Here is a 22392-nt window from a genome sequence, read left to right as displayed (position 1 = left end):
AGCTTCATTGTAGCGCAACCTTAACGTCTTGCTAGGGAGGCCAAATCCTCGCCTTCTGATCTATCCAAATTGGTAGTTCTACGGGGCGCGGCAAAATCATCAATCGCGGCTCTTGACCAGACCGGTTGCCGCGCCCGCGCAATTCCACGATAGCCGATTGGAGGCGGCGCCTCGCCGCGGCCTACGGCTCGCGCGAGTTCATGGGTATTTGCGAAATCCAAATAGGCGGCGGCCATGTCGGCAAGCATGAGTGCAGGCCAGGCGCCGATGGGTGGATAACGAGCAGGAAGAGCGGAGCGGGATGTCATAGGCGTTAGCTCGCGCGTCAATGCTGCAACGATCTCGGTGCCGAATTCAGTAGAATGGCGTCATCATCCCTGGATGAGGGGCCTTATTCGTGCAACGCCTCGGGAAGCACGAAACCGGATATCCAAAGTCAAATTCGCCGCTACCTTGTGGCCTTCATGCTGCCCTCCAGTCACATGGATGCTCACGAGAAGGCCGCGAGGAAAAGAGTCATCAACAATTGGTGCGGTGATCGGCGGGCCTTGAGTGCGAAAAAGTGCCGGGCATCGATTGAGCCAATATTCAACGGTGCCTCAAGTCGTTGAAGCCCTGCTTGAGGTTTGAAATATTCGATGGCAATTCGTCGAGAGAAAATTCGGCGGGGCGCGCGGATAATCCGCTCGTTGAGAGGCATATGATTCTTGCGGGCTGTCAGTTCGAATTCCGACAAGTCCTATCGATGATCCGACGTTTGGGGGTCTAAACAAGCGCTCCTTTGTCGGAATGGCGGGGGACGGTAGCTGCTCCAATCGACGAGATCCTTCTCGGGGGACAGATTGGAATGAGAGACAGGGCATGAGTACCGAGCGCTACGTACTGCAGACTGACTGACGATGAAGCCTCTTGTGTCGGTCCGGCTGGGCGTCGCCCTTTCGGGCCGGGCTGTCGGCTGCGCTGAAACGCCGGGCTTCGCCCGGTTTTCACCCTTCGGGCTTCCATCCCTGACGCGATGGAGGCACCGGAGACACCAACCTGCGCCGCGCAAGCGCGAAAACGAACATAGAGAGGAAGAGTGCGGTCGCTGGAGGTCGTGACGGGTTGAATGTTGCGAGAGAGGCTCGCGGCGCCCGTCGCGGAGAACCGCGATGTCCAAATATCATCCCTCGGTGCGCGCCAGCCAGAACCGGGTGAGCTTGTATGACGAAATTACCAACAGAATCATCGCCGAACTGGAGGCCGGCCATGTACCCTGGGTTCAGCCTTGGGACGCTGCGGCTGGGACGGCGCCGCTAGCCATGCCCGAGAATGCCGCGTCACGTCGTCCGTATAGCGGAGTTAATATACTAATACTCTGGAGTGCAGCCCGGGAGCGCCGATTTTCAAGCCAACGCTGGCTGACCTATCGTCAGGCGCTTGCAATCGGTGGCCATGTCCGCAAAGGCGAGCAGGGTACTATTGTGGTTTATGCCGATCGCTTCGTACCATCTGATGAAAAGCGCCGTGTGTCCGAGACCGGCGAGGAGGCGCACGCTGTTCCATTCCTGAAGCGCTTTACCGTCTTCAATACCGATCAATGCGTACTCCCAGCAGAAATTGCGACCACTGCACCGCCGTGGCGACTTGGCATGATCGAGCCGACGGTCGAGGCGTTGATCAGAGCGAGTGGTATCGATTTTCGCGTCGGAGGCACTCGAGCGTTCTATGCACCGGTGGAGGACTACGTCCAGGTGCCGCCACCAGCGGCCTTTTTCGAGCCGATCAACTGGCACCGCACTGCGCTCCACGAGCTTGGCCACGCTAGCGGCCACGCTTCCCGCCTCGATCGCGACCTTGGTGGGTCCTTTGACACCAAGAGATACGCCTTCGAGGAATTGATCGCCGAACTCTGTGCCGCATTCTGCTGCACATCACTTGGCATCGCGCCCACCGTGCGGCACGCTGATTATATCGGTTCGTGGCTCGACGTTCTGCGTGAGGATAACCGCGCGATTCTGCGAGCAGCGTCGCAGGCGAGCAAGGCCGCTGACTATCTGCTCGGCTTCCTTCCTGAAATCACGGCGGTCCCATCGACCAGGCAGGCCGGCGCGAATGAGGAGGTGGCATCATGAGGCCCTGCTGACGGACGAGAGGAAGAGGCGCGCGAGAAACGCTGTGACGGGTTGGAGGCCGAGAGAGAGGCTCTCGGTCGCTCGTCGTGGTGAACTCAGATGACAGAGACTTCCGATAGGGCAAAGCCGTTTCGCTCCCGTGTTGTTTCCGAAGATAGAAGGTTGCCTGATGCTTCCGAGCTGGCGCATCGTCTGTCGCGTGATGCCGAGGCGGTTTGTCGACACTATCTCTCCAATGGCCGACGCCAAGGACGTTATTGGGTGGTGGGAGACTGCAGAAACACTCCCGGTCGATCCCTGTTCGTACGGTTGAACGAAACGCTCCAGGGACTTGCAGGCAAGTGGACGGATGCCGCCACCGGAGAGCATGGTGACCTTCTCGACATCATTCGGCAAAGCTGCGGATTGGTTCATTTTCGTGATGTGGCGAAAGAGGCGCGACGATTTCTCGGTATGCCGAGGCCCAATCCCCAACCGACATCGATTCCTGGTCGCGGGGCGATCCGAGCCAGATCCGCTGAGGCCGCTCGTCGCCTGTTTGCCAAGTCGCAGCCGATTGATCGGACCATCGCCCAACTTTACTTGCGAGAACGCGGTATCGAACCCGTCCATGACGAAGGCGCGCTCCGTTTCCATGCGCGATGCTATTATCGGCCCAACGAAGACACGCAGATCGAGGTCGGCCCGGCGATGATTGCCCGAGTGACCGATCTCAAGGGGCAAATCACAGGCGTACACCGCACCTGGCTTCATCCCTCGGGGCGCAGCTTGGCACTCGTCGATACGCCGCGACGCGCATTGGGTAATCTCTTGGGCAACGCAGTGCGCTTTGGAGCGCTTGATGACGTCCTGGTGGCGGGCGAGGGGATCGAGACCATGCTGTCGCTTCGCTGCGTATTGCCAACCATGCCGATGGTGGCAGCCCTTTCGGCCAATCACCTTGCCGGCATCCTCCTCCCGCCGTCGTTGCGGCGGCTCTATATCGCTCGCGATGCGGATGCGGCCGGAAGGGGCGCGGCGACGAGCCTGACCACCCGCGCCGAGGCCGCAGGCATTGAAGCGCTCACTTTGTCGCCGAGGCTCGACGATTTCAACGATGATCTACGCGCCATGGCCGCCGTGGAATTTCGAGCAACGTTATGCGAGCAACTCGTTCCAGAGGACGCCGTCCGCTTCTTGTCTTTAGCTGCGAGCAAGCGGGGATAGCGGCGGCGAGTTCGGTCCCGATAGCTTCATGCCGATCGGCTCAAGTTCGGTGTCGCTGGAAGCGGTCGCCCCCGGCCTTCTAGAGCGCGATCGGACAGCAAGCGCACCGACCCGGCAATGGCCGCGCCCGGCTATTTTCCGCCGGCCCTGCGGGCCTTTGCATCGCGAAGCAAAATAGCCGGGTTTTGGCCATCCTCCGCTCCGCTTCGGCGCCCTCGGCTTAGGCCTCCGGGGTTCTGGCTCGGTCCGCGTGCCGTCTGGTGATCGCCACGAAGGCCGCGATGGGTGCGGCCGATCCGGCAAAGGACCTCTCACCATGACGACCGACCATGACGACATCGAGTTCGAACCCCGACACAACTCATCACCGACTGACCGCATTCTTAGTGATCTTCAGCTTTACGGGTACCGTCCGTTCCACGGCGAGCCCGACCCAAGGCCGTTGCCCGAAGGTAAAGCGATCGCAGGCGCCGTCGCCGATATCTTCGACGCCTTCGTGGCAACTTTAAGCGACACCCGACTTGAGCCCGATCTGGAAGGCCTGCTCTGGTCGACCGTCAATCTCTTACATCGCGCGGTGGGCCGTATCGAGCACGGGCTCGACGCCAATGAGCAGGCGCAGCAGAGGAGCCAACGCGAGCAGAACGGCTCGGAAGTGCGATCCGTTGAGCTCGAAAGGCTGACCGCCGACGGCATTTCACTGGTCGAACGCCGCAACGCCATGGAGCTGTTCCGCGACCTGGCTACTGAGCAATTTGAGCTTCACACTGGCTCGCCCTGGCGTCCTCGCGCCGGATCACTGGTCAGCCATCGCACGCCCACTGCCGCGATGATCGACAGCCGCGACTTCCTAGCCGCCAAGCATCGCGCAGAAACCCAGGCGATGCTGCCATCGGGACCCAAGATCGCCCTTACCGGCGGACTCGATTTCAACGACGTTTCGCTCGTCTGGGGCCGGCTCGACAAGGTCCACGCGAAGTATCCCGACATGGTGCTGCTTCACGGCGGCTCGCCGAAGGGGGCTGAATTGATCGCTGCAAAATGGGCCAGCAATCGCAGGGTGTCGCAGATCACCTTCAAACCGGACTGGACGAAGCATGCCAAGGCTGCACCATTCAAACGCAACGACGCCATGCTGGCAGTCATGCCGATGGGAATCATGTGCTTTCCGGGGACCGGCATACAGGATAATCTCGCCGACAAGGCGAAGAAACTCGGGATTCCGGTCTGGAAATTCGGCAAGGACGGCGCGTGAGCGCCGTCTTACTCGACTCTTGCCGAAAATCGGTTCGCGCAAGCAACGCGAGAGGTCGATAGCCCGCTCATCGAAGCGAACTTCATGCGAAATGGTTCTTGTCTCGCGTTTGGATCTATGTGTCGAAATGCGCCGTATGGTGGAAGGCATAATCGGTCATCTTTGAGTGCGAGACCACCACCATGCTGGCCCTTGGATTTATCCTTAAGGTTATTGGGCTCAGTGTTTTTCTGGCTGACCTTTGCTCTCGTGACCCTCTCATTCTTCGCTGCAGTTATGATTGGCTCCATGAGATACCCGCCTCGATTCGGTGGACGAGTGTCTTCCTTTGCCAGCGCCAGATCGAGATTCGCTCGGATCGAGATGTCGAGCTGGATAGAGATATTCTTCGCAAGCCGCGCCTCCGATCTAATCTGATGTACCATCGGTTACTCTCCGGTTTGGCCGAACGAATCTGCATATAGTTGTTCTATCTTTGAGACCTCGTCCTCCGTAAGCGCAGCGAATTCATCCTCTCTTGCGCGCTTCGACAGCTTGCCCTGATTTTGTCTGAGGAAGCCGAATAGATTGTTCAGCGTCCGCTCCGGCATGTCGATCATGTTCGCAATGCCGGCGCGGAACATATCGAAGCTGACAAGGAAGTTGGTTTCGTTCGGGAGATCCCGCTCAATCGTCTGACGCACACAGGCGTACAGAAACTCCGCGTGCGGTGTCGCATCGAAGAATCGGTAGAAATCTGCCGTATCGTTGAGAACCCTGACGTTGCCCCTTGGCGTTGCCTCCCACTGGATGCAGGAAAGCAGCCTGCCCGAATAGCTCCCAAGCACGCTCTTGTACTCGGCGATCCGATCGAGGATGGCCGAGGACACAGGAAAATGCACGCCCGCCGGGTTGAACCCCCGACGTGCGAGAACATGATGCATCAGATAGCGATGAATGCGCCCGTTGCCGTCCTCAAATGGGTGGATATAGATGAACCCGAATGCGAGCACGGCCGCCGCGATAACGGCATCGAGGTCATTCTCGGCGCTGTGGTCGAAAGCGATCAATCCGGCCATGAGCGACGCGATGTCTTCATGCCGCGCGCTGATATGGTCCGGAATGGGGCGTTGCGTGTCGCGGTCGTGCTCGCCGACGAAGCCGCCATCCTTGCGGAAGCCGAGCTTGACGAAACGCTCGTCCCCGATCAGGAGGCGCTGCAGGCGATGAAACTCCTGCCCGTTGAGCGGTGCGCGACCAGCTTCGCCAATAGCGCGGCCCCATCGCTGGATTCGATCCTGCGGCGGCCTTTCGCCTTCTATCACGTAGCTGGACTTCGAGTCCTTCAGCAGAAGGAAGGCGGCCGTGCGGGCGAGCAGATCCTTCGGCACTTGGCTCACGACGGCGCGCGCGCGATCTTTCCAGTCCTGCGCGATGAATTCGTTCAGCGCAGATGTCTTGAAGACGAGTGGACAAAATTCCGGCGTGCCGGGAAGGTTGTTGCGGACGCGATGCCGGGCCGAATTCTGCCCCGCACCTGCGAACTGGATGTCGGTGTCGACAGCATCCACATACGAGACCCTGTCTGCGGCAGGCAACCTCAGCTCATGGCCGAGCAGCCATTCGTACAAGAACCAGATGCGGCGCGTGTAGACCCCTGTAGGCTTCTGCCGCACAATTTCGGCGACGTCTTCGTCCTTGACGGCGAGGAAAAGCCGCTTCAGGAGGGCGAGATCCAAGCCTTCGTATTTGAGCGCAAAGGTCAGATGCCCCTCAAGCGAGGCCTCGGGCGCGTGGCGCGGCGTATAGATGTGCCAGTGGTCCTTTTCAACAATGCGGTGCTTGGTGCCGATCGCCGAAAGCGTCCGGGGAACCGGGACGGGCAGATCATAGGCGTCGATCAGGGCGGCGTAGCCGACCGGAACCGCTGTCTCGGGGAGCCGCCGGTCATGAAAAACGCTCACTCGCCCTGAAAATCGTGCATCTGCGCTAAAATTCATGAAAAATACTCCCGATTCCTGAATTTTCTTCGCGAAAAACTCCAAAATCATCGGGGTCTGAGCATTCCATGAAAAATACTCAAAAATTGTTATTTTTGTGAAAATTATTCACTGATTGCCCCGCTTGCCAATCTGGCGATCCAGTCCCTGCTGGAAAAGGCCATTGGCCGACGATGCCGAGCGTGCCGCAGGTGCGCTGCTTCTTCGAAGGCGTCATCTCCAGAGCAGCCACTCCCCTGGGATTTGAAGACGGCCAGATCGAAAGAACATGCGAACGACACATTCCCACGACGGCGCTGTTGCCGCGGCCCTTGCGGCACCGTCACTGCGACTTGGCGACAACCCGGCGAAGCTCCGCATAGGTACGCGGCAGGCCAAGGGAATGCTGTGTCGCGCTGGTCAATCAGCAGCATTGAGGTCGGATGCCTTGTTCGTGTGATGACTGCGAATATCGAGATCGCTTTCTGGCGACCAACTCCGGCTTTGCCTTCGATCCCGTACGCTGCGAATGCGATTGGGTTCGCTCGCGTTTTCCCAGGTGAGCCTTCCTTGTCGCTAATGCGCCACCGTCAGCATATGTCCGATCTCCAGCCTGAGTCCTTGTGCTGTGTCGGTGTCGGCCGCCATGGTTGTCTTCGTCAGTTCGTTCATGGCGCGCGTCCAACGCAACCTCGAATGGGCTGATCAGGCCCGAGGGACGGCCAAGGCCTCGATCGCCTTCCCGCAACGGCTTAAGCCTGCTTTTTTCCCCTGCCGCGAAGTGGGCGGCATTCCTCGCGGGAGACAAAAAAGCAGGCTTGTCGCCGTCCTCCGCTGGCGCTGCGGGCCCAAAAGGGTGCGGGCCGATCGCTCCCCGGGCCAAGGATCGCCATCGAGGCCGCGATGGGCGCGGCCCGAGCAACCAACGGAGACTACCATGGCTACCATCGGCACCTTCACCGCTTCGGACAACGGCTACATCGGCTTCATCAAGACGCTGACGCTGAACATCAAGGCGAGGTTCGCCGCATCCGAGAAGGACAACGACAAGGCGCCTGATTACCGCATCTTCGCCGGTGTGACCGAGTTCGGCGCCGCCTGGAAGAAGATCGCCCGTGACAGCGATCGTGAATACCTCTCGGTCAAGCTCGACGATCCGAGCTTCCCGGCCCCGATCTACGCCTCGCTGGTGAAGGTCGACGGCGACGAGGGCTTCACCCTGATCTGGTCCCGCCGCAACGGCGACTGATAGGGGTCATCGGCCCCGCCTCTTCCGAGGCGGGGCCTTTTCCATTTATGTTGCCGCTTGGCGGGAAGGCAGGAAGAGCATCCAAATCCGAGGCCTCGAAAATCATCGAAACCGTTCTGGGCGAGGAAAATCGCAAGCCGGAAGGCATCCTCGATTTCGTACAGGGCATTACTGCGTTTGCGCACGGTAAGGCTGACCAGGAGACTTCGTCTCGAGCTGGAGGGCAATGCAAGGCGCTTGACGGAGCTCGCCATCTGAAGACATGGCCGCGTAACCGGACGTCGGTTGCGCGGTCTTGATTCCAGGCATGGTGCGCCGCCGGCGATCCGGCAAGCTGGATCGACGGCGGTAGCGCGTGTCTGCGTCCGGCCGGACCTCCAGCCCGGTGAGCGAAAGTCAGGGTTCACGATCCTTCAAGATGGTTTTACTGATTCGATTACTTGCGCTTAGTAGATTTTGATCGTTCGTTTCGCGCGTCTTCGTCGGGGAGGACGAGATCAACATGACTGACGCCCAACGTGCTAGCGAGTTCGAAAAGGGTTACCACAGTTGGATTACGGCGGCCGCGCTCCAGGTCACTGATATATTGCTGGGTGAAGCCGGACATTTCGGCGAATTTCTCCTGTGTGAAGCGTTTCTGCTTCCGCAGTCTTGCGAAATTCCGGCCGACCAACTTGCGCATGTCCATCGGCGCAAGTTGCGTCTTTACATACTATGAGGTTTATCTCCTATAGTATGTATTTCGTATCGTCCGCTGGCAGAATCGGAATGAGACTAAAATGAGACGTATCAACCTCGGTCCTCTAAGGAGGTCTGAACGCTTGTTGGAGTTCTCATGACCAAACCCCAACTGGATCCTGACGTCGCGGATGTCGCGCCAAAAGAGTCGGTGCTAACAGTCTATGACGAGCAGCATGTCATTACGTATATTCGCCTTCTGCAGGCGGAGGGTGATGGCGCGGACTGGAGGGAAGCTGCTCGAATAATCCTGCATAAGGATCCGGAGCGCGATCCGGAGCGCGCGCGGATCGCATACCAGACTCATCTTGGGCGCGCCAAGTGGATGAGCGAGCAGGGGCGTCTCCTACGGGGCACGTGGTCGAATTAGAAGAAGCCCATCGACCAAACATCCATTCGGATATCGTCTTATCCGGCCGACACGTGCTCATCCGGGAGCACCACGTGCTGCCAAACTAGGGACTTTCCTACAACTCGTCCGTTCACGATTATTGCACCGCAGTGTTAGCTGCGTGCATGCGGGTGGAAGCCATGCCTGAGTTCGAATGGCGGTCGCCGGAATTCTACAAAAGCCTACAGGACGCCGAAATCACCGACATCGCCTGGGAATGTCTTCGTCGCAGCATGGACTACCGACGCGACTACGAAGCGATGATCGCCAACGGCCCCGAATGACGAAGTGACGCCCGAATTCAAGAAGAGATGGGGCATCTGCTTTCGCCCATGACCCGTTGAGGTCATTCAGGCAACAGACGGTCTTTTGGGCGCCCAAGGCTCTGCCGACCGTCGTTCCGATCGAAATGACCGCGTCGCCCATTGGCAGTGACGCAGCATCTCGCAGCTGGCCAGGTTCGCCCCGCAGCCGACACGGCTGGCATGCGGGGGTACGCAGCCGGATCGGCGGTGACTACGCGCACTTGCGCCCGACGCTCGCCGAGTCTTTGGCTCGGTTCGCGAGTTGGGCCACGCCTATTTAGCGCGACTTCTCTTTGCCGTCCGTTTTAGGAACTCATCAGGCTCGACATCGAGCTTATCGGCAAGGCGGCCAATGACCTTTATGCTGACGTAGTATACGCCCTTCTCAAGCTGGCTCAGATAGCTCCGGCTTATCTCAGCCTCCAAAGCAAGTTCGTCTTGAGACCATCCCCTCGCATTGCGTAGACGACGCAAGTTAGTGGCGAATGTCTCCCGCAAATCCATGCGGGCAAAGATGCCGCTTGTTCAGTATATTGCACCTCGATATACTTAACAAAGTGCGGCCCTATGAATCGTTAGACAGTAAACTCCGCGACCGTCAGATCATGCAGATCCCTCCGCTCGATCCTAACGTGGCAGACCTGGCTCCCGCCGGGCCAGCGCCGACATCTTACGATGAGGAGCACGTTGTAACGTACATTCGCCTTCTACAAGCCGAGGGTGAGGGCGCAGACTGGCGGGAAGTCGCTCGAATTGTCCTGCATATCGATCCGGAGTGTGAGCCGGACCGGGCGCGCAACGCATACCAGAGTCATCTCGCGCGCGCGAAGTGGATGACCGAACATGGACGTCTGTTGCGTGGCACTGGGTCGAATTAGAAGAAATCCGTTGACCGAGGCATTCTTTGAGAAATCGCCTTCTCCCGCCGAAGCGTGGTCATCTGGGAGCACCACGTGGTGACAAACTAGGGTCTTCCTGCAACCCTCTCGATCATAATTATTGCGCCGCAATCCTTGTTAGCTGTGTGCAATGGGGCGGAAGCAATGCCTGAGTTCGACTGGCGGTCGCCAGAATCCTATAAGAGTCTTCGGGATGCAGAGATCATCGACATCGCTTGGGAATGTCTTCGTCGCAACGCGGATTATAGACGCGAGTACGAAGCGATGATCGCCAACAGCCCGGATGGCGAGGTGACACCCGAGTTTAGGAGGAAATGGGGCATCTGCTTTCGCCCATGACCCGCTGAGGTCGTTTACGGAACAGACGATCTTTTGGGCGCCCGAGGTTCTGCCGACCGTCGTACCGGTCGCAGTGACTGCGGCGCTTCTTAGCACTGGCGCGGCGTCTCAGCCGGTGCTCGATCTCACGGTTGGCCAAATCCGTCGCGCCGCTGACGGTTGGCACGCCGTGCTGCGCATCGGCGGGGTGGAGCACCGGGTTTGGTCGAATGAACCACCGGCCATCGGCGCTCATTATACTGCCGAGCTGCCGTTTGACGGTGATTTCGAGAAACGCGCGTATGCTGCGCGGCGGCTATGGCGCGCGACGAACGGGCGCACGGCGGGTCCCGCATTTCGTGATCTTTCAAAACAAAGGCGCGAACGCCTTAGCGAAGCTATGCGCGCGCTCGATGCACAAACTACCGGCAGCACATATCGCGCCATCGCAGAGACGCTGTTTGGCAAGAAGCGCATTCCAGACCGCGCTTGGAAAACGCACGATCTGCGCAATCGGACCGTCCGTCTGGTGCAAACCGGCCTCGCGCTGGTGCGCGGCGGTTATCGCCAAATTCTGCGACGCGGGCGCACAGGCAAATAGCACAACCCGCCTGGGGTATCGAAAATCGCCCCCTCAATCTTCGGCATCCCCCTCCGACATCGCGCTTCTCCATGATGACCGCACACACGCCGGCGCCGAAATCGGCTCCGTGCTGTCACCCTGGAGTTCTCAAATGCCCGATCCAATGGCCGGCCTGCCGCCGCGCTTCCTGCGTACACCGGAGGCCGCACGTTACCTTGGCCTCTCCGGTCGCACGCTGGAAAAGCACCGCACTTTCGGTACCGGGCCAATGTATCGGAAGATTGGCGGACGCGTCGTCTATGCGTTGGACGACCTGAAAGCCTGGGCCGACCTCGGTGCCAAAACGTCGACGTCTGATCCGGGCAAAGGGACTGTACTGCCGGCCAAGAAGCACCCGACGCTGCGCCCGTATGCGGGCCAGGAACGTCGCTGATGTCAGCGCGAGGACAGTGACAATGCGGCGCACATATCGCTCCGAGCGCGACCTTGAGCTCTTTCGGGCGCAGCCCGGCGATCTCGCGTCACGCGACGCGCAGGATCTGATGGCTTATCCGTTGTTCTCGCTCGCTAAAAGAAAGCGCATCGTGCCGATCGATTTCCGCCCGGGCGCATCGAGGCCGTGCCGGAACACGACATGGCGACCATCAGGGATGCGGACGTCCTGATCTGGGCAACTTCCCAGATCGTCGAAGGACGCGACGTAGGCTTGAAGACCTCACACCTGATGGCTGCAACGCCTTACGAGAGCCTGACGTTTGTCGGCCGCGGAACCGGTGCGCGAGACTATGACCGGCTGAAGGCTGGTCTCGACAGATTTTCGATCAGAAACCCGGTTTGTGAATCACGGAGCGCGGGCATGAACGATCTCACCCAAGTCGAAGTCTTTTGGCTCGAAAAGCGTATCGAAAATCGGATTCGGTTCGGTCGCGCCGTCGAAGACAGGATGATCGACCGACACCGCCGCGTGCTGTCATTTGCTCCGGGTAGCATCTTCGCCCTCGTTCGCTGGACATCCAACGACTTCGGAACAGTCATTTCGCGCATCGACATCCTGCGCGCGGTCGCTCCAGGCGAGCGCTGCTCGACGGTCCCCTATGTCAAGCCAGGCGGCGAGAGTTTGCTGCGGTTGTCGGGCTGGCCCAAGGTCGAGCGCGTGCTGCAACTGATCGACGTTGTCGAGGGACTTGGGATCGATCCGGCGGATGCCGCCCCCGACCATTGGCATCACGTTCATAACCGCCTCTCTGTCAACGAGACGCCACGCGCGTACACGAAAGGGCGCCATCGGGCCTGGCTGCATCGGCAGAGGTTTGTGCGATGACGCCCAGCTCAAAGGCGCTGATCGCGATGGTTTGCGGTGTCGCCACACTTGTTGCTCCGGTCGCTCTGGGGCCAAATCCGCTCTACATCTGGAATGCATCGACCAGCGTGCCGGTTGGCCTCTATCGTTTGCAACCAACGGACCAGTTCTTTATCACGGAACTGGTCGCGGTTCGGCCGCCCGAGCTGCTTGCGACCTTTCTCGATCTGAATGGGTATCTGCCCGCAGGCGTCCCGATTCTCAAGCGGGTGCTGGCGCTTCCAGGGCAGACGGTCTGCAGAAGCGGGCTCGCAATTTCTGTCGACGAGATTGCGGTGGGCGAGGCGAGGGATCGCGACGGACGCGGGCGACCGCTGCCGAAGTGGGAAGGATGCGCCGTGGTCGGCGACGGTGAGCTCTTTCTCATGAATTGGCAGTCAAGCGACTCTCTGGATGGCCGATACTTCGGATTTTTGCCTGCGTCAGCGGTCATTGGCCGTGCGCTCCCCGTATGGACGTGGGAGGAGTGACCGTGCCTCGCTGGTGCTTCCGTTCTGCCACTGCTCGGTTCGATCAGTTGCCGGGCCATTCCTCCGTCCCGACCAAGGATCGCGCGGTTATTGCGCGCAGCGGCGGTCCAGGGCGGCCCAACGGCCGGCGCGAAGCACCTTTACCCTGGACGGGCGCGAGCACGACGGCGTGCTTCCGTCTGTCGGGAGCGTGTTTTCGGCCTGTCGGAACGCTGCTTTTCGCCCTGACGGTTTGGAGCTGTGCCGCTCTCGCCGCGGAGCAATCGCCGCTCCCGCCAGTGAACGATCATGGCGACAACGCATTTGCTCCCTTCATTGCACAGGCTTCGCAAAGATTCGTCGTGCCTGCGCGCTGGATCAGGTCAGTCATCTGGCTGGAGAGCGCTGGCGACGTGCGCGCCACTTCGAAGAAGGGAGCAATGGGGCTGATGCAAATCATGCCGCAGACTTGGGCGGTGCTTCGCCAGCGGTACGACCTCGGCAACGATCCCTACGATGCACGCGACAATATCCTGGCCGGCACGGCGTATCTGGCTGAACTACGGGACCGCTACGGCGCGCCCGGTGCGTTCGCAGCCTACAACGCCGGACCAGCACGTTACGAAAAGCACCTCGCCGGTGTTTCCTTGCCAGCCGAGACGCAAGCCTATGTCACAAATCTCGCGAGCTTGCTGGGAATTAGGTACGCTTCTGGCCAGTCCGGTGGCCAGTTCTCCTGGACCGCTGCACCGTTCTTCGTCGCGCGATCGGAACGCAACAGCATTCCAGATCGGCGGCAGGCTGGATTCGTCACGAGCAGCGCTCTCGCTTCGTCGGACGCTCGCGTCCAGTCGTCGATGATTCCCAGGGGGACCGGCCTGTTCATCGCGAAATCGGAAGCTGGAGACATGCGATGAGCATCTACGTGAACTGGCGAGCACTGGTGTGCGCTAGAGGGGAGATGGCGGAAACCCGGGAGCCGTGGGAAAGAACGACGGGACGACTGTCGCCCGTAATCGGTCTGCGCCGGGAGTTGCGGCCGCAGCGCAAGTGGTCTTCACGATGAATGAAGCGCACACTGCGCCGCTTCAGCAATGCGGGAGGCGCGCAACGGAATTCTTCTGTGGCCTGGATGTCGGCATGGACGAGACGGCAATCTGCGTGGTGGACGCCAACGGCAAGGTGACGCTGGAGGTGACGGTGGTGACCGATCCCGACGCGATCAAGACGGCGCTGAAGCCGTATCTTGACCGGTTGCGGCGGCTCCGCCACGAGGCGGGCTCGCTGTCGCCCTGGCTGCATCCGGAACTGGTGAAGCTTGGTCTGCTGGCGGTCTGTCTGGAGACCCTCCACGTGCGCGCCGCGCTGAAGGCGCAACGCAACAAGACCGACCGGGCGGACGCGCTCGGCATGGCCCAAATCATGCGCACCGGCTGGTTCAGAAGAGGGCATATCAAGAGCGCGGCCTGCTACCGGCTGCGGCTGCTGTTGACGCACCGGCGCAATCTGAAGCGCAAGTTACTGGATCTGGAGAACGCGATCCGGCACTCGCTGAAGGTGTTTGGCATCCGGCTGAACCGGGTCGGGCGGGGCGGCTTTGCGCAGGCAGTGCGCGAGGCGGTGGTGCAGGATGCGCTGATCAGCGAGCTGATCGACGCCATGCTGAACGCGCGCGCTGCGCTGTGGAAGGAGTATTGCCGGCTGCACGATCTGGTGGTCAAGCTGGTGGCGGGCCATGAATTGTGCCGGCGCTTCATGCAGATTCCCGGGCCGGTAGCCGCCCTGAGCTTCATGACCGCAGTCGACGATCCTTCGCGCTTCAAACGGTCGCGCGATGTGGCGGCGTATTTTGGCCTGACCTCGCGGCGCTGGCAGTCCGGCTCGTCGATCGACGTGCAGGGGCGGATCAGCAAGGCGGGCGATGCCGACGTGCGGCGCGCGCTTTATGAGGCGGCAAGTGCGTTGCTGACCCGCTTCAAGCGCAAGGACAAGGTCAAGACATGGGGGCTTGCGATCGCCAAACGCACGAGCCACCGCAAGGCGACCGTTGCGGTGGCGCGCAAACTTGCGGTGATCATGCATGCGATGTGGGTCGACGGCACATTTTATTGTGGCGATCCGACCGCATCGAAGGCGGACGTGAGCGCACGTGCCGCCGCCAAGGACCGCAAGCTGCTCGGAGCCCATGCATGACCAAACGCGAGCCGATTGCCGATCAATGACCCGATCAGCGTAGTATTTTGAACACGGAGCTCCGCGACAGCGGAAGAGACCTGGTGCAGATCAACGACGACGGAACGCACGCTATCTTGCTTGTGGCCACGCACGTGACGTGCAAGCCGGACCACGCCGGATTGCTTGTGATGTGGGTCCGTCCTGCCGATGGAAAATTGCGCCACGACGACATCCGCGCTGCCTTGCTGCAGCGACCTTGCGCCGTCGCTGAGCGCGGAAACCTGCACGGCGCACCGGGACTCATGGCTGGTGTGGCGCGTCGTGTTCAGGCGTGGCGCAGAGCGCCTTGTCGCAAAAGCGAAAGGAAGCGAGAATGGGTGAGAGCAAGCCAACGAGACGACCGACGACCGATTAAACCGGCGAGATAAAAGGGGCTCGCCGGTCGAACCGCAAGCCATTGGCATGGCTTGGGTTCTACCGTGCCGGTCGGTCGGGGCGCGTGCCGCGCCTCGCATTTTGACGAATGCAATCAAAGGCGTTTTCGGCACCGTGTGCGCTTTTGATCGTTTGGAGGCTCTGGCGTGAGCGCGGGCGACAGTGATCTGCGTATTCGGCCTGGACGCATCCGTAGTACCCGCGCGCCGAAGCCCAAGAGCTTCATCAACCAGGTGCTGCGCGCGGCGAAGAAAGCCGGACACACCACGGGTCAGACCGGCACCGGCAGGCGTTCGGCGGCCTATGGGCGCTCGACGTTTGGCCGTGGCCGGCTGTCCTTTAGTCGCGCCAGATTGTTCAGCTCGACGCGGCGCGTTGTGGTGAAGGCGCGCATGGTTCGTCATAAAGGCCGAGCCTTCCGTTCAGCACCACTGACCGCGCACCTCTCATACTTAAAGCGCGACGGCGTGACCCGGAGTGGTGAGCGGGCCGAGATGTTCGATGCCGGCAGCGACAGTGCTGACGGCACGGCCTTCGCAGAACGCTGCCAGGATGACCGCCATCATTTCAGGTTCATCGTCTCTCCCGAGGACGCCGGCGAGATGACCGACCTGAAGGCCTTCACCCGGGATCTCGCCAAGCAGATGGAGACCGATCTCGGCACGCGGCTCGATTGGGTCGCTGTCGATCATTGGAATACCGACAACCCTCACGTCCACCTTCTCGTCCGGGGAGTAGATGAGGAAGGGGCGGATCTCGTGATCTCCCGTGACTACATCAGCCAAGGCCTGCGCTCACGCGCTGAGGAACTTGTCGTCATCGAACTGGGTCCAAAACCAGAGCGCGAAATCCGCAATTCGCTGGAGATGGAAGTTACCGCGGAACGATGGACGCGGCTCGATCGGGAGATTCGGCGGGCGACCGATGAGACCGGCACTATCGATCTTCGCCCAGAGAATCCCGGCAAGTCCGATCCCGAGATCCGGCGCCTGATGGTCGGTCGCCTTCAACACCTGGAGAAGATGGGCCTTGCCGCATCCGCCGCACCAGGAGAATGGTTGGTCGGGCTCGAGGCCGAGCGTCGCTTGCGTGACCTCGGCATGCGCGGCGACATCATCAAGACCATGCACCGCGCCTTCACCGACCGTGGAGAGGCGCGTGGCGTTGCCGACTACGTCATCGAAGGCGGGCCGCCAGCGTCCGAGATCATCGGACGATTGGTCGATCGGGGATTGCATGATGAACTGACGGGCGAGGCCTACGCCGTAATCGACGGAACAGACGGACGCGCGCACCACGTGCATTTCCGCGGGATCGAGGCCTTCGAACATGCGCCTCCGGTCGGCGGAATCGTCGAAGTCCGACGCTTCGGTCAAGCCGACGATCCGCGGCCGACCATGGTGCTGGCGACCCGCTCCGATCTCGATCTTGCCGCGCAGGTCACCGCGAAGGGAGCGACCTGGCTCGACCATAGGCTGGTCGAACGCGACCCCATGCCGCTCGCAATGGGCGGGTTCGGTCGCGAGACCCGCGCAGCCATGGAAGCCCGGACCGAGCGTCTGATCCAGGAGGGCCTGGCGCGGCGGCAGGGCCAGCGCATCATCCTACAGCGCGACCTCTTGAACACGTTGCGCCGACGTGAATTGGACGAGGTGGCAGCAAAGGTCTCGGCCGGCACCGGCCTGTCTCACGTGAACGCCGCGTCCGGGGAGCATGTGGCGGGCACGTATCGCCAGCGGCTGACGCTCACGTCGGGACGCTTCGCCATGATCGACAATGGGCTCGGCTTCCAGCTCGTGCCCTGGTCGCGCGAACTCGAACAGAGGCTCGGCCAGCACGTTGCCGGCGTCGTGAAGGACGGCGGCGGCATCGAATGGGGCTTTGGCCGGAAGCGCGACCTCGGCCTCTAGCGATCTCACCAATCCAGTTACGGAAGGGCGTTCGGGATGTCAGGAACCAAAATCCTTTGGGGGCAGGTGATCGTTGTCGGCCTGATCGTTTTGCTGGCCATCTGGGGCGCAACCGAGTGGACGGCCTGGCGGCTCGCCTGGCAATCGGAGCTTGGGCGGCCCTGGTTCGAACTGTCAGGCTTCAAGATCTATTACCCGCCAGTCTTCTTCTGGTGGTGGTTCGTCTACGACGCCTATGCGCCTCACGTCTTTGTCGAGGGGGCCTTTATCGCGGCGTCGGGGACCTTCGTTTCGATCGCGGTGGCAATCGGGATGTCGGTCTGGCGGGCGCGTGAAGCCAAGAATATCGAGACCTATGGTTCGGCGCGCTGGGCTGATGCGGAAGAGGTTCGAGCGGCCGGACTTCTCGGTCCGGATGGTGTGGTGCTCGGCAAACTCGATAGTCACTACCTCCGCCATGACGGACCGGAGCACGTATTGTGTTTTGCACCCACCCGGTCCGGCAAGGGTGTCGGCCTCGTCGTTCCTTCGTTGCTGGCTTGGCCTGGCTCGGCCATCGTCCACGACATCAAAGGTGAGAACTGGCAACTGACCGCCGGCTTTCGCTCGCGGCATGGCCGTGTCCTGTTGTTCGATCCCACCAACCCGAAGTCCTCCGCTTACAATCCACTCCTCGAAGTCCGGCGCGGGGAATGGGAGGTTCGCGACGTCCAGAACGTGGCCGACGTCCTGGTCGACCCCGAAGGCTCCCTCGACAAGCGGAACCATTGGGAGAAGACCAGTCATTCGCTCCTGGTCGGCGCCATCCTCCACGTCCTCTATGCCGAGGCAGACAAGACTCTGGCCGGCGTCGCTGCTTTCCTTTCCGACCCGAAGCGGCCGATCGAGGCAACGTTGAAGGCGATGATGACCACCGCGCATCTTGGCGGGCAGGGCGCCCATCCCGTGGTCGCCTCGACCGCGCGCGAACTTCTCAACAAGTCGGAGAATGAACGTTCCGGCGTCCTGTCCACTGCGATGTCGTTCCTCGGACTCTACCGCGATCCCGTCGTGGCTCAGGTGACCTGCCGCTGCGACTGGCGGATCGCTGATCTGATCGCAGATAGCTACCCGACGACGCTCTACCTCGTCGTGCCGCCCTCCGATATCTCGCGGACCAAGCCATTGATCCGCCTGGTGCTGAACCAGATCGGTCGACGGCTGACCGAAGACTTGCACGCCCGAGACCGTCGGCATCGAGTCCTGATGATGCTCGACGAGTTCCCGGCACTCGGGCGGCTTGATTTTTTCGAGTCCGCGCTCGCCTTCATGGCGGGCTATGGCATCAAAAGTTTCTTGATCGCGCAGTCGCTCAATCAGATCGAGAAGGCCTACGGGCCCAACAACGCCATCCTCGACAACTGTCACGTCCGCGCCAGCTTCGCGACCAACGACGAGCGGACCGCCAAGCGGGTTTCCGACGCGTTGGGCACGGCGACCGAGATGCGGGCGATGAAGAACTACGCCGGTCACAGGTTGAACCCGTGGCTGGGGCACCTGATGGTCTCACGGCAAGAGACGGCGAGGCCACTGCTGACCCCCGGCGAGGTCATGCAGCTTCCGCCGATGGACGAGATTGTCATGGTGGCGGGTACGCCGCCGATCCGGGCGAAGAAGGTCCGCTACTACGAGGATCGGCGGTTCACCGAGCGGGTTCTGCCGCCGCCCGATCCGGCGAGCGCCAGCCGATCACAGCGAACGGACGGATGGTCAGCGCTCGGACCGCTGAAGTCGACGGCAGGTCCAACTGACAAAGCTGCGGAGGCCGAGGAGGACACGGCGAACAGCGGACTCCGTCGTGAGCCCGAACTCCCCGATCACGTCGCGATCGCCAAGGAGACGACCGAACCGACACCGGCAGAAGAATTTGCTGCCGTTCTAGATGATGACGAGGATGCGGTCCGTCAGTCCCGGCTCATACGCCAACAGATGCGCGGTGTTGCCCGTCAAGTCGCCTTAGACCCGAATGACGGTATGGAGCTCTGAGGCGATATGCGCGACCGGATGAACGTCTACTTCCCGCCAGAACTGCTGAAACAGATCTCGGAACTCGCCGATCGCAAGAAGCTTTCTCGGTCTGCCATCGTGGAAGCGGCCGTCGCTTCCTTTCTGTCGCCGGACGGGGCGGACAGGCGGGAGGCAGCGTTTACGCGGCGCCTCGATCGGCTGTCGCGTCAGATGCAGAGGCTGGAGCGCGACGTCGGTTTGACAGCCGAGACCTTGGCCCTCTTCATCCGATTTTGGCTGACGATCACGCCACCGTTGCCCAACGATGCGCAGGCGGCGGCGCAGGCAAAGGGCAGGGAGCGCTTTGAGGGATTTGTCGAGGCGCTCGGGCGCCGCTTGCAAAAGGGGCAGAGCTTTCTACGCGAAATTCCGGAAGATATCCGCCGTCAGGAACCGGCCGACGAAACCTGACTGAGGGCTACAGGTATTCCATCGCGCCGTTCCTTCTTTTTCCTGCGCGAACCTGCGACCGCAGCAATTTAGCCGAACTGACAAAAAGCTGGTCGCGCTATCGGCTCGAAGGAGCTGAGAGCAGTAAGGGCTAGCATGCAGACCTCAATAACATGGCGTCGAATCGCGCGCGTATTTCTTCCCTTTGCCGCTGGATACTACCTTTCGTATCTGTTCCGCACGATCAACGCCTTGATCGCCGGTCATCTCAGTTCGGATGCCGGGCTTGGGACTGCCGACCTCGGCTTGCTTACGTCAGTCTACTTCCTCGTTTTCGCAGCGGCTCAAATCCCCGTGGGCATATTGTTGGATCGCTTTGGTCCGCGTCGTGTCCAGAGTTCACTGCTTTTGGTTGCCGCGACCGGCGCCGGACTATTCGCAGTCTCGACCAGTTTCCTGTCACTTTTGATCGCGCGTGCAATGATCGGACTCGGCATGGCGGCGGCGCTGACGGCTGGACTGAAGTCCATCATCCTTTGGTTTCCCAGGGACCGAGTAGCTTTGCTAAGCGGCTACATGATCATGCTGGGGTCGCTGGGAGCGGTGACCGCCACCACTCCCGCCGAACACCTGCTCACCTGGATGGACTGGAGGCAACTCTTCGAGATCCTAGCGGTCGCTACAACTGCGACGGCCATTCTTATCTACGTTGTGGTACCCGAACGCGGCATTGTCCCGTCAACAGCGGGCGGCACTCTTAGCGCCGTTTTCGGCGATCGGCGCTTTTGGCGTATTGCCCCATTGTCGGCGACTTGCGTTGGATCGGCCTGGTCTCTGCAGGGATTGTGGGCATCGCCGTGGCTGACCGACGTAGAGGGGTTTGATCGCGCAAGTCTCGTCAGACAGCTTTTCATCATGTCGATCGTCCTTAGCGGCGGCGCCTGGTTGTTCGGTATGGTGGTCCATTACATCAGACGAAGAGGAATCGGAGCAGAGATCATATTAGGGACGGTTACGGTGCTGTTTATCGCAGCCCAACTTGCCTTGATCCTACGAGCGCCCCTGCCGTCCACCTTGTCGTGGTCCGTTGTCGCAATTGTCGGAACGGCAACTGTGATCAGTTTCGCGGTGATAGCGGATTACTTTCCGCCGGAACTCGCCGGTCGCGCCAATGGCGCCTTGAACGTTCTGCACTTCGGTTGGGCATTTCTGGCCCAGTACGCGATGGGCCTGGTCTTGGAGCAGTGGCCCTCGGAGGACGGCCATAGGTCCGTTGTGGCCTATCAAGTCGCGTTCGGCGTCAACGTGGGAATCCAGATCGCAGCGCTGGCGTGGTTCACGCTCCCTTGGCTTCGATCCATCGCTTCGTGGATGAGTTCAACTGCTTTCTTCATGCCGGCCAACGTTTCCGAAGCCGTCGATACTGTCTTTTATGAGGTGTCGGCCGTGTTCACAGATGAGGGTGCCGAGTGGTGAGCAATAGCGAACTGGCACGATCAACAGGCCTCAAATTCCTGTTCTAAGTCTTTCTTTTTCTACGCCAGCCCACGATCAGCGAAAACACTCGTTGCTCTAGATCGTTTGGTGCCTTTTCTAATCATCCCATCTGAGGGCGCCTTTGGACGTCCTCATTCGGTGGGGACGACGGTGGCAATCCATTCCTTTCAATCGGAAGCGAATTCGCGCGGTGCGCGAATGTTGCGTAGCGCACTTGGCGCGGCGATTGCGGGCTACCTCGAAGATGAAACAATCATCGAGGTCATGCTCAATCCCGACGGGCGGCTATGGATCGACCGGTTGTCCAGTGGCCTGATTGACACCGGCGAAACTCTATCGGCAGCGGATGGCGAGCGCATTGTTCGCCTGGTAGCGCATCACGTGGGCGCCGAGGTGCATGCCGGCGCGCCACGGGTTTCGGCCGAATTGCCCGGGACCGGCGAGCGCTTCGAAGGTCTCCTGCCTCCGGTCGTCGCTGCGCCTGCCTTTGCCATCCGCAAGCCGGCGGTCGCCGTGTTTACGCTCGACGACTACGTCGCCAAGGGCATCATGAATTTAGAGCAGGCCAAGATCCTTAGGGGTGCGGTGGCCGCTCGTAAGAACATCCTCGTCGCCGGTGGAACATCGACCGGAAAGACAACGTTGACGAATGCGCTGCTGGCGGAGGTGGCGAAGACCACCGATCGGGTCGTGCTGATCGAAGATACACGCGAACTTCAGTGCAAGGCGCCCAATCTTGTAGCCTTGCGGACCAAAGATGGCGTTGCGACGCTTTCGGATCTTGTCCGCTCCTCGCTGCGACTGCGACCGGATCGCATCCCGATTGGAGAGGTTCGCGGTGCCGAAGCGCTCGACTTGCTTAAGGCTTGGGGGACCGGTCACCCCGGCGGTATCGGGACCATCCATGCGGGCAGCGGGCTCGGCGCGCTGCGGCGGCTCGAGCAACTGATCCAGGAAGCTGTCATCACGGTTCCGCGTGCCCTGATAGCCGAGACCATCAACCTCATTGCTGTGCTTGCGGGACGCGGCGCTGACCGCCGCCTCGCTGAGCTCGCCCTCGTCATGGGGCTCGGGGCCGCTGGCGACTACAGCCTTTCATCAGCAGGAGACTGAC

Annotated in this window: 23 protein-coding genes and 2 pseudogenes; 21 read left to right on the top strand and 4 right to left on the bottom strand. The window is 60.8% G+C overall.

Annotated features, from left to right (window positions below):
- Positions 1-490: 490 nt before the first annotated feature.
- The gene (locus PMN64_RS12055; protein ID WP_411780850.1) at positions 491-736 is read right to left on the bottom strand and encodes a hypothetical protein; all 246 of its coding nucleotides are present in this window, start codon (positions 734-736) and stop codon (positions 491-493) included.
- A 415-nt stretch (positions 737-1151) separates the two neighbouring features.
- On the opposite strand from PMN64_RS12055, the gene PMN64_RS12050 reads away from it, so the two are divergent.
- The 3 genes from PMN64_RS12050 to PMN64_RS12040 all read left to right on the top strand — a co-directional run bounded on the left by PMN64_RS12050 (position 1152) and on the right by PMN64_RS12040 (position 4575).
- Entirely contained in the window at positions 1152-2114 is a 963-nt protein-coding gene (locus PMN64_RS12050) for an ArdC family protein (protein ID WP_411780849.1), read from the top strand.
- 162 nt (positions 2115-2276) lie between these two features.
- Positions 2277-3320 (top strand): toprim domain-containing protein, encoded by a 1044-nt coding sequence (locus tag PMN64_RS12045; RefSeq protein ID WP_411780848.1) that lies wholly within the window; start codon positions 2277-2279, stop codon positions 3318-3320.
- Positions 3321-3636: 316 nt separating this feature from the next.
- Positions 3637-4575 carry a DUF2493 domain-containing protein gene (locus tag PMN64_RS12040; RefSeq protein ID WP_411780847.1) on the top strand — a complete coding sequence of 313 codons (939 nt, stop codon included), beginning with the start codon at positions 3637-3639 and terminating at the stop codon, positions 4573-4575.
- Between the two features lie 428 nt (positions 4576-5003).
- On the opposite strand, the gene PMN64_RS12035 is transcribed toward PMN64_RS12040, so the two are convergent.
- A complete protein-coding gene (locus tag PMN64_RS12035) occupies positions 5004-6554 on the bottom strand; it encodes a Fic family protein (protein ID WP_411780853.1) in 1551 nt (516 codons plus the stop codon).
- A 916-nt stretch (positions 6555-7470) separates the two neighbouring features.
- Here PMN64_RS12035 and PMN64_RS12030 point away from each other — a divergent pair.
- Both PMN64_RS12030 and PMN64_RS12025 read left to right on the top strand, forming a co-directional pair.
- Positions 7471-7782, top strand: a complete 312-nt coding sequence (locus PMN64_RS12030; RefSeq protein ID WP_411780846.1) for a DUF736 domain-containing protein — start codon at positions 7471-7473, stop codon at positions 7780-7782.
- 80 nt (positions 7783-7862) lie between these two features.
- Positions 7863-8040: pseudogene (locus PMN64_RS12025) on the top strand (DUF932 domain-containing protein); the annotation flags it as partial.
- A 178-nt stretch (positions 8041-8218) separates the two neighbouring features.
- On the opposite strand, the gene PMN64_RS12020 reads toward PMN64_RS12025, so the two are convergent.
- Entirely contained in the window at positions 8219-8389 is a 171-nt protein-coding gene (locus PMN64_RS12020) for a helix-turn-helix domain-containing protein (protein WP_233475408.1), read from the bottom strand.
- A gap of 228 nt (positions 8390-8617) precedes the next feature.
- On the opposite strand from PMN64_RS12020, the gene PMN64_RS12015 reads away from it, so the two are divergent.
- A complete protein-coding gene (locus tag PMN64_RS12015; RefSeq protein WP_411780845.1) occupies positions 8618-8890 on the top strand; it encodes a DUF2285 domain-containing protein in 273 nt (90 codons plus the stop codon).
- Positions 8891-9051: 161 nt separating this feature from the next.
- Complete coding sequence (locus PMN64_RS12010) at positions 9052-9195, top strand: transcriptional regulator domain-containing protein (RefSeq protein ID WP_411780844.1); 144 nt, start codon at positions 9052-9054, stop codon at positions 9193-9195.
- 294 nt (positions 9196-9489) lie between these two features.
- On the opposite strand, the gene PMN64_RS12005 is transcribed toward PMN64_RS12010, so the two are convergent.
- Complete coding sequence (locus PMN64_RS12005) at positions 9490-9720, bottom strand: helix-turn-helix domain-containing protein (RefSeq protein WP_411780843.1); 231 nt, start codon at positions 9718-9720, stop codon at positions 9490-9492.
- Between the two features lie 101 nt (positions 9721-9821).
- Between PMN64_RS12005 and PMN64_RS12000 the strand changes: the two genes are divergently transcribed.
- From PMN64_RS12000 to trbB, 14 genes and pseudogenes are all read left to right on the top strand, one after another.
- A complete protein-coding gene (locus tag PMN64_RS12000) occupies positions 9822-10094 on the top strand; it encodes a DUF2285 domain-containing protein (protein WP_411780852.1) in 273 nt (90 codons plus the stop codon).
- 165 nt (positions 10095-10259) lie between these two features.
- On the top strand, positions 10260-10454 hold the full coding sequence (locus tag PMN64_RS11995; protein ID WP_411780842.1) for a transcriptional regulator domain-containing protein: 195 nt from the start codon (positions 10260-10262) through the stop codon (positions 10452-10454).
- Between the two features lie 115 nt (positions 10455-10569).
- The gene (locus PMN64_RS11990) at positions 10570-11034 is read left to right on the top strand and encodes a DUF2285 domain-containing protein (RefSeq protein WP_411780841.1); all 465 of its coding nucleotides are present in this window, start codon (positions 10570-10572) and stop codon (positions 11032-11034) included.
- A gap of 133 nt (positions 11035-11167) precedes the next feature.
- Complete coding sequence (locus PMN64_RS11985) at positions 11168-11449, top strand: helix-turn-helix transcriptional regulator (RefSeq protein WP_411780840.1); 282 nt, start codon at positions 11168-11170, stop codon at positions 11447-11449.
- Positions 11450-11471: 22 nt separating this feature from the next.
- Positions 11472-11848, top strand: a pseudogene (locus tag PMN64_RS11980) (replication initiator protein A); the annotation flags it as partial.
- Positions 11849-11872: 24 nt separating this feature from the next.
- Positions 11873-12337, top strand: coding sequence for a DUF2840 domain-containing protein (locus PMN64_RS11975; RefSeq protein WP_225647047.1), 465 nt, complete (start codon positions 11873-11875; stop codon positions 12335-12337).
- Positions 12334-12846, top strand: a complete 513-nt coding sequence (locus tag PMN64_RS11970) for a S26 family signal peptidase (RefSeq protein WP_411780839.1) — start codon at positions 12334-12336, stop codon at positions 12844-12846. The genes PMN64_RS11975 and PMN64_RS11970 overlap by 4 nt, the downstream gene beginning before the upstream one ends.
- 278 nt (positions 12847-13124) lie before the next feature.
- Positions 13125-13742, top strand: a complete 618-nt coding sequence (locus tag PMN64_RS11965; RefSeq protein WP_411780838.1) for a lytic transglycosylase domain-containing protein — start codon at positions 13125-13127, stop codon at positions 13740-13742.
- Positions 13743-13887: 145 nt separating this feature from the next.
- Complete coding sequence (locus tag PMN64_RS11960) at positions 13888-15018, top strand: IS110 family transposase (protein ID WP_411780837.1); 1131 nt, start codon at positions 13888-13890, stop codon at positions 15016-15018.
- 563 nt (positions 15019-15581) lie between these two features.
- Positions 15582-17345 (top strand): relaxase/mobilization nuclease domain-containing protein, encoded by a 1764-nt coding sequence (locus PMN64_RS11955; protein WP_411780836.1) that lies wholly within the window; start codon positions 15582-15584, stop codon positions 17343-17345.
- A gap of 36 nt (positions 17346-17381) precedes the next feature.
- Complete coding sequence (locus PMN64_RS11950) at positions 17382-19370, top strand: conjugal transfer protein TraG (RefSeq protein ID WP_411780835.1); 1989 nt, start codon at positions 17382-17384, stop codon at positions 19368-19370.
- Positions 19371-19376: 6 nt separating this feature from the next.
- Positions 19377-19802: a CopG family transcriptional regulator gene (locus PMN64_RS11945; RefSeq protein ID WP_370986088.1), complete on the top strand. Its 426-nt coding sequence runs from the start codon at positions 19377-19379 to the stop codon at positions 19800-19802.
- Between the two features lie 135 nt (positions 19803-19937).
- Positions 19938-21257: an MFS transporter gene (locus PMN64_RS11940; RefSeq protein ID WP_411780834.1), complete on the top strand. Its 1320-nt coding sequence runs from the start codon at positions 19938-19940 to the stop codon at positions 21255-21257.
- Positions 21258-21476: 219 nt separating this feature from the next.
- Positions 21477-22391 carry a P-type conjugative transfer ATPase TrbB gene (trbB, locus tag PMN64_RS11935; protein WP_411780851.1) on the top strand — a complete coding sequence of 305 codons (915 nt, stop codon included), beginning with the start codon at positions 21477-21479 and terminating at the stop codon, positions 22389-22391.
- Position 22392: the final 1 nt, after the last annotated feature.

This window comes from Bradyrhizobium sp. UFLA01-814 (assembly GCF_046718885.1).
Classification (GTDB): Bacteria; Pseudomonadota; Alphaproteobacteria; order Rhizobiales; family Xanthobacteraceae; genus Bradyrhizobium; species Bradyrhizobium elkanii.
This window is presented reverse-complemented; position numbering and strand designations above follow the sequence as displayed.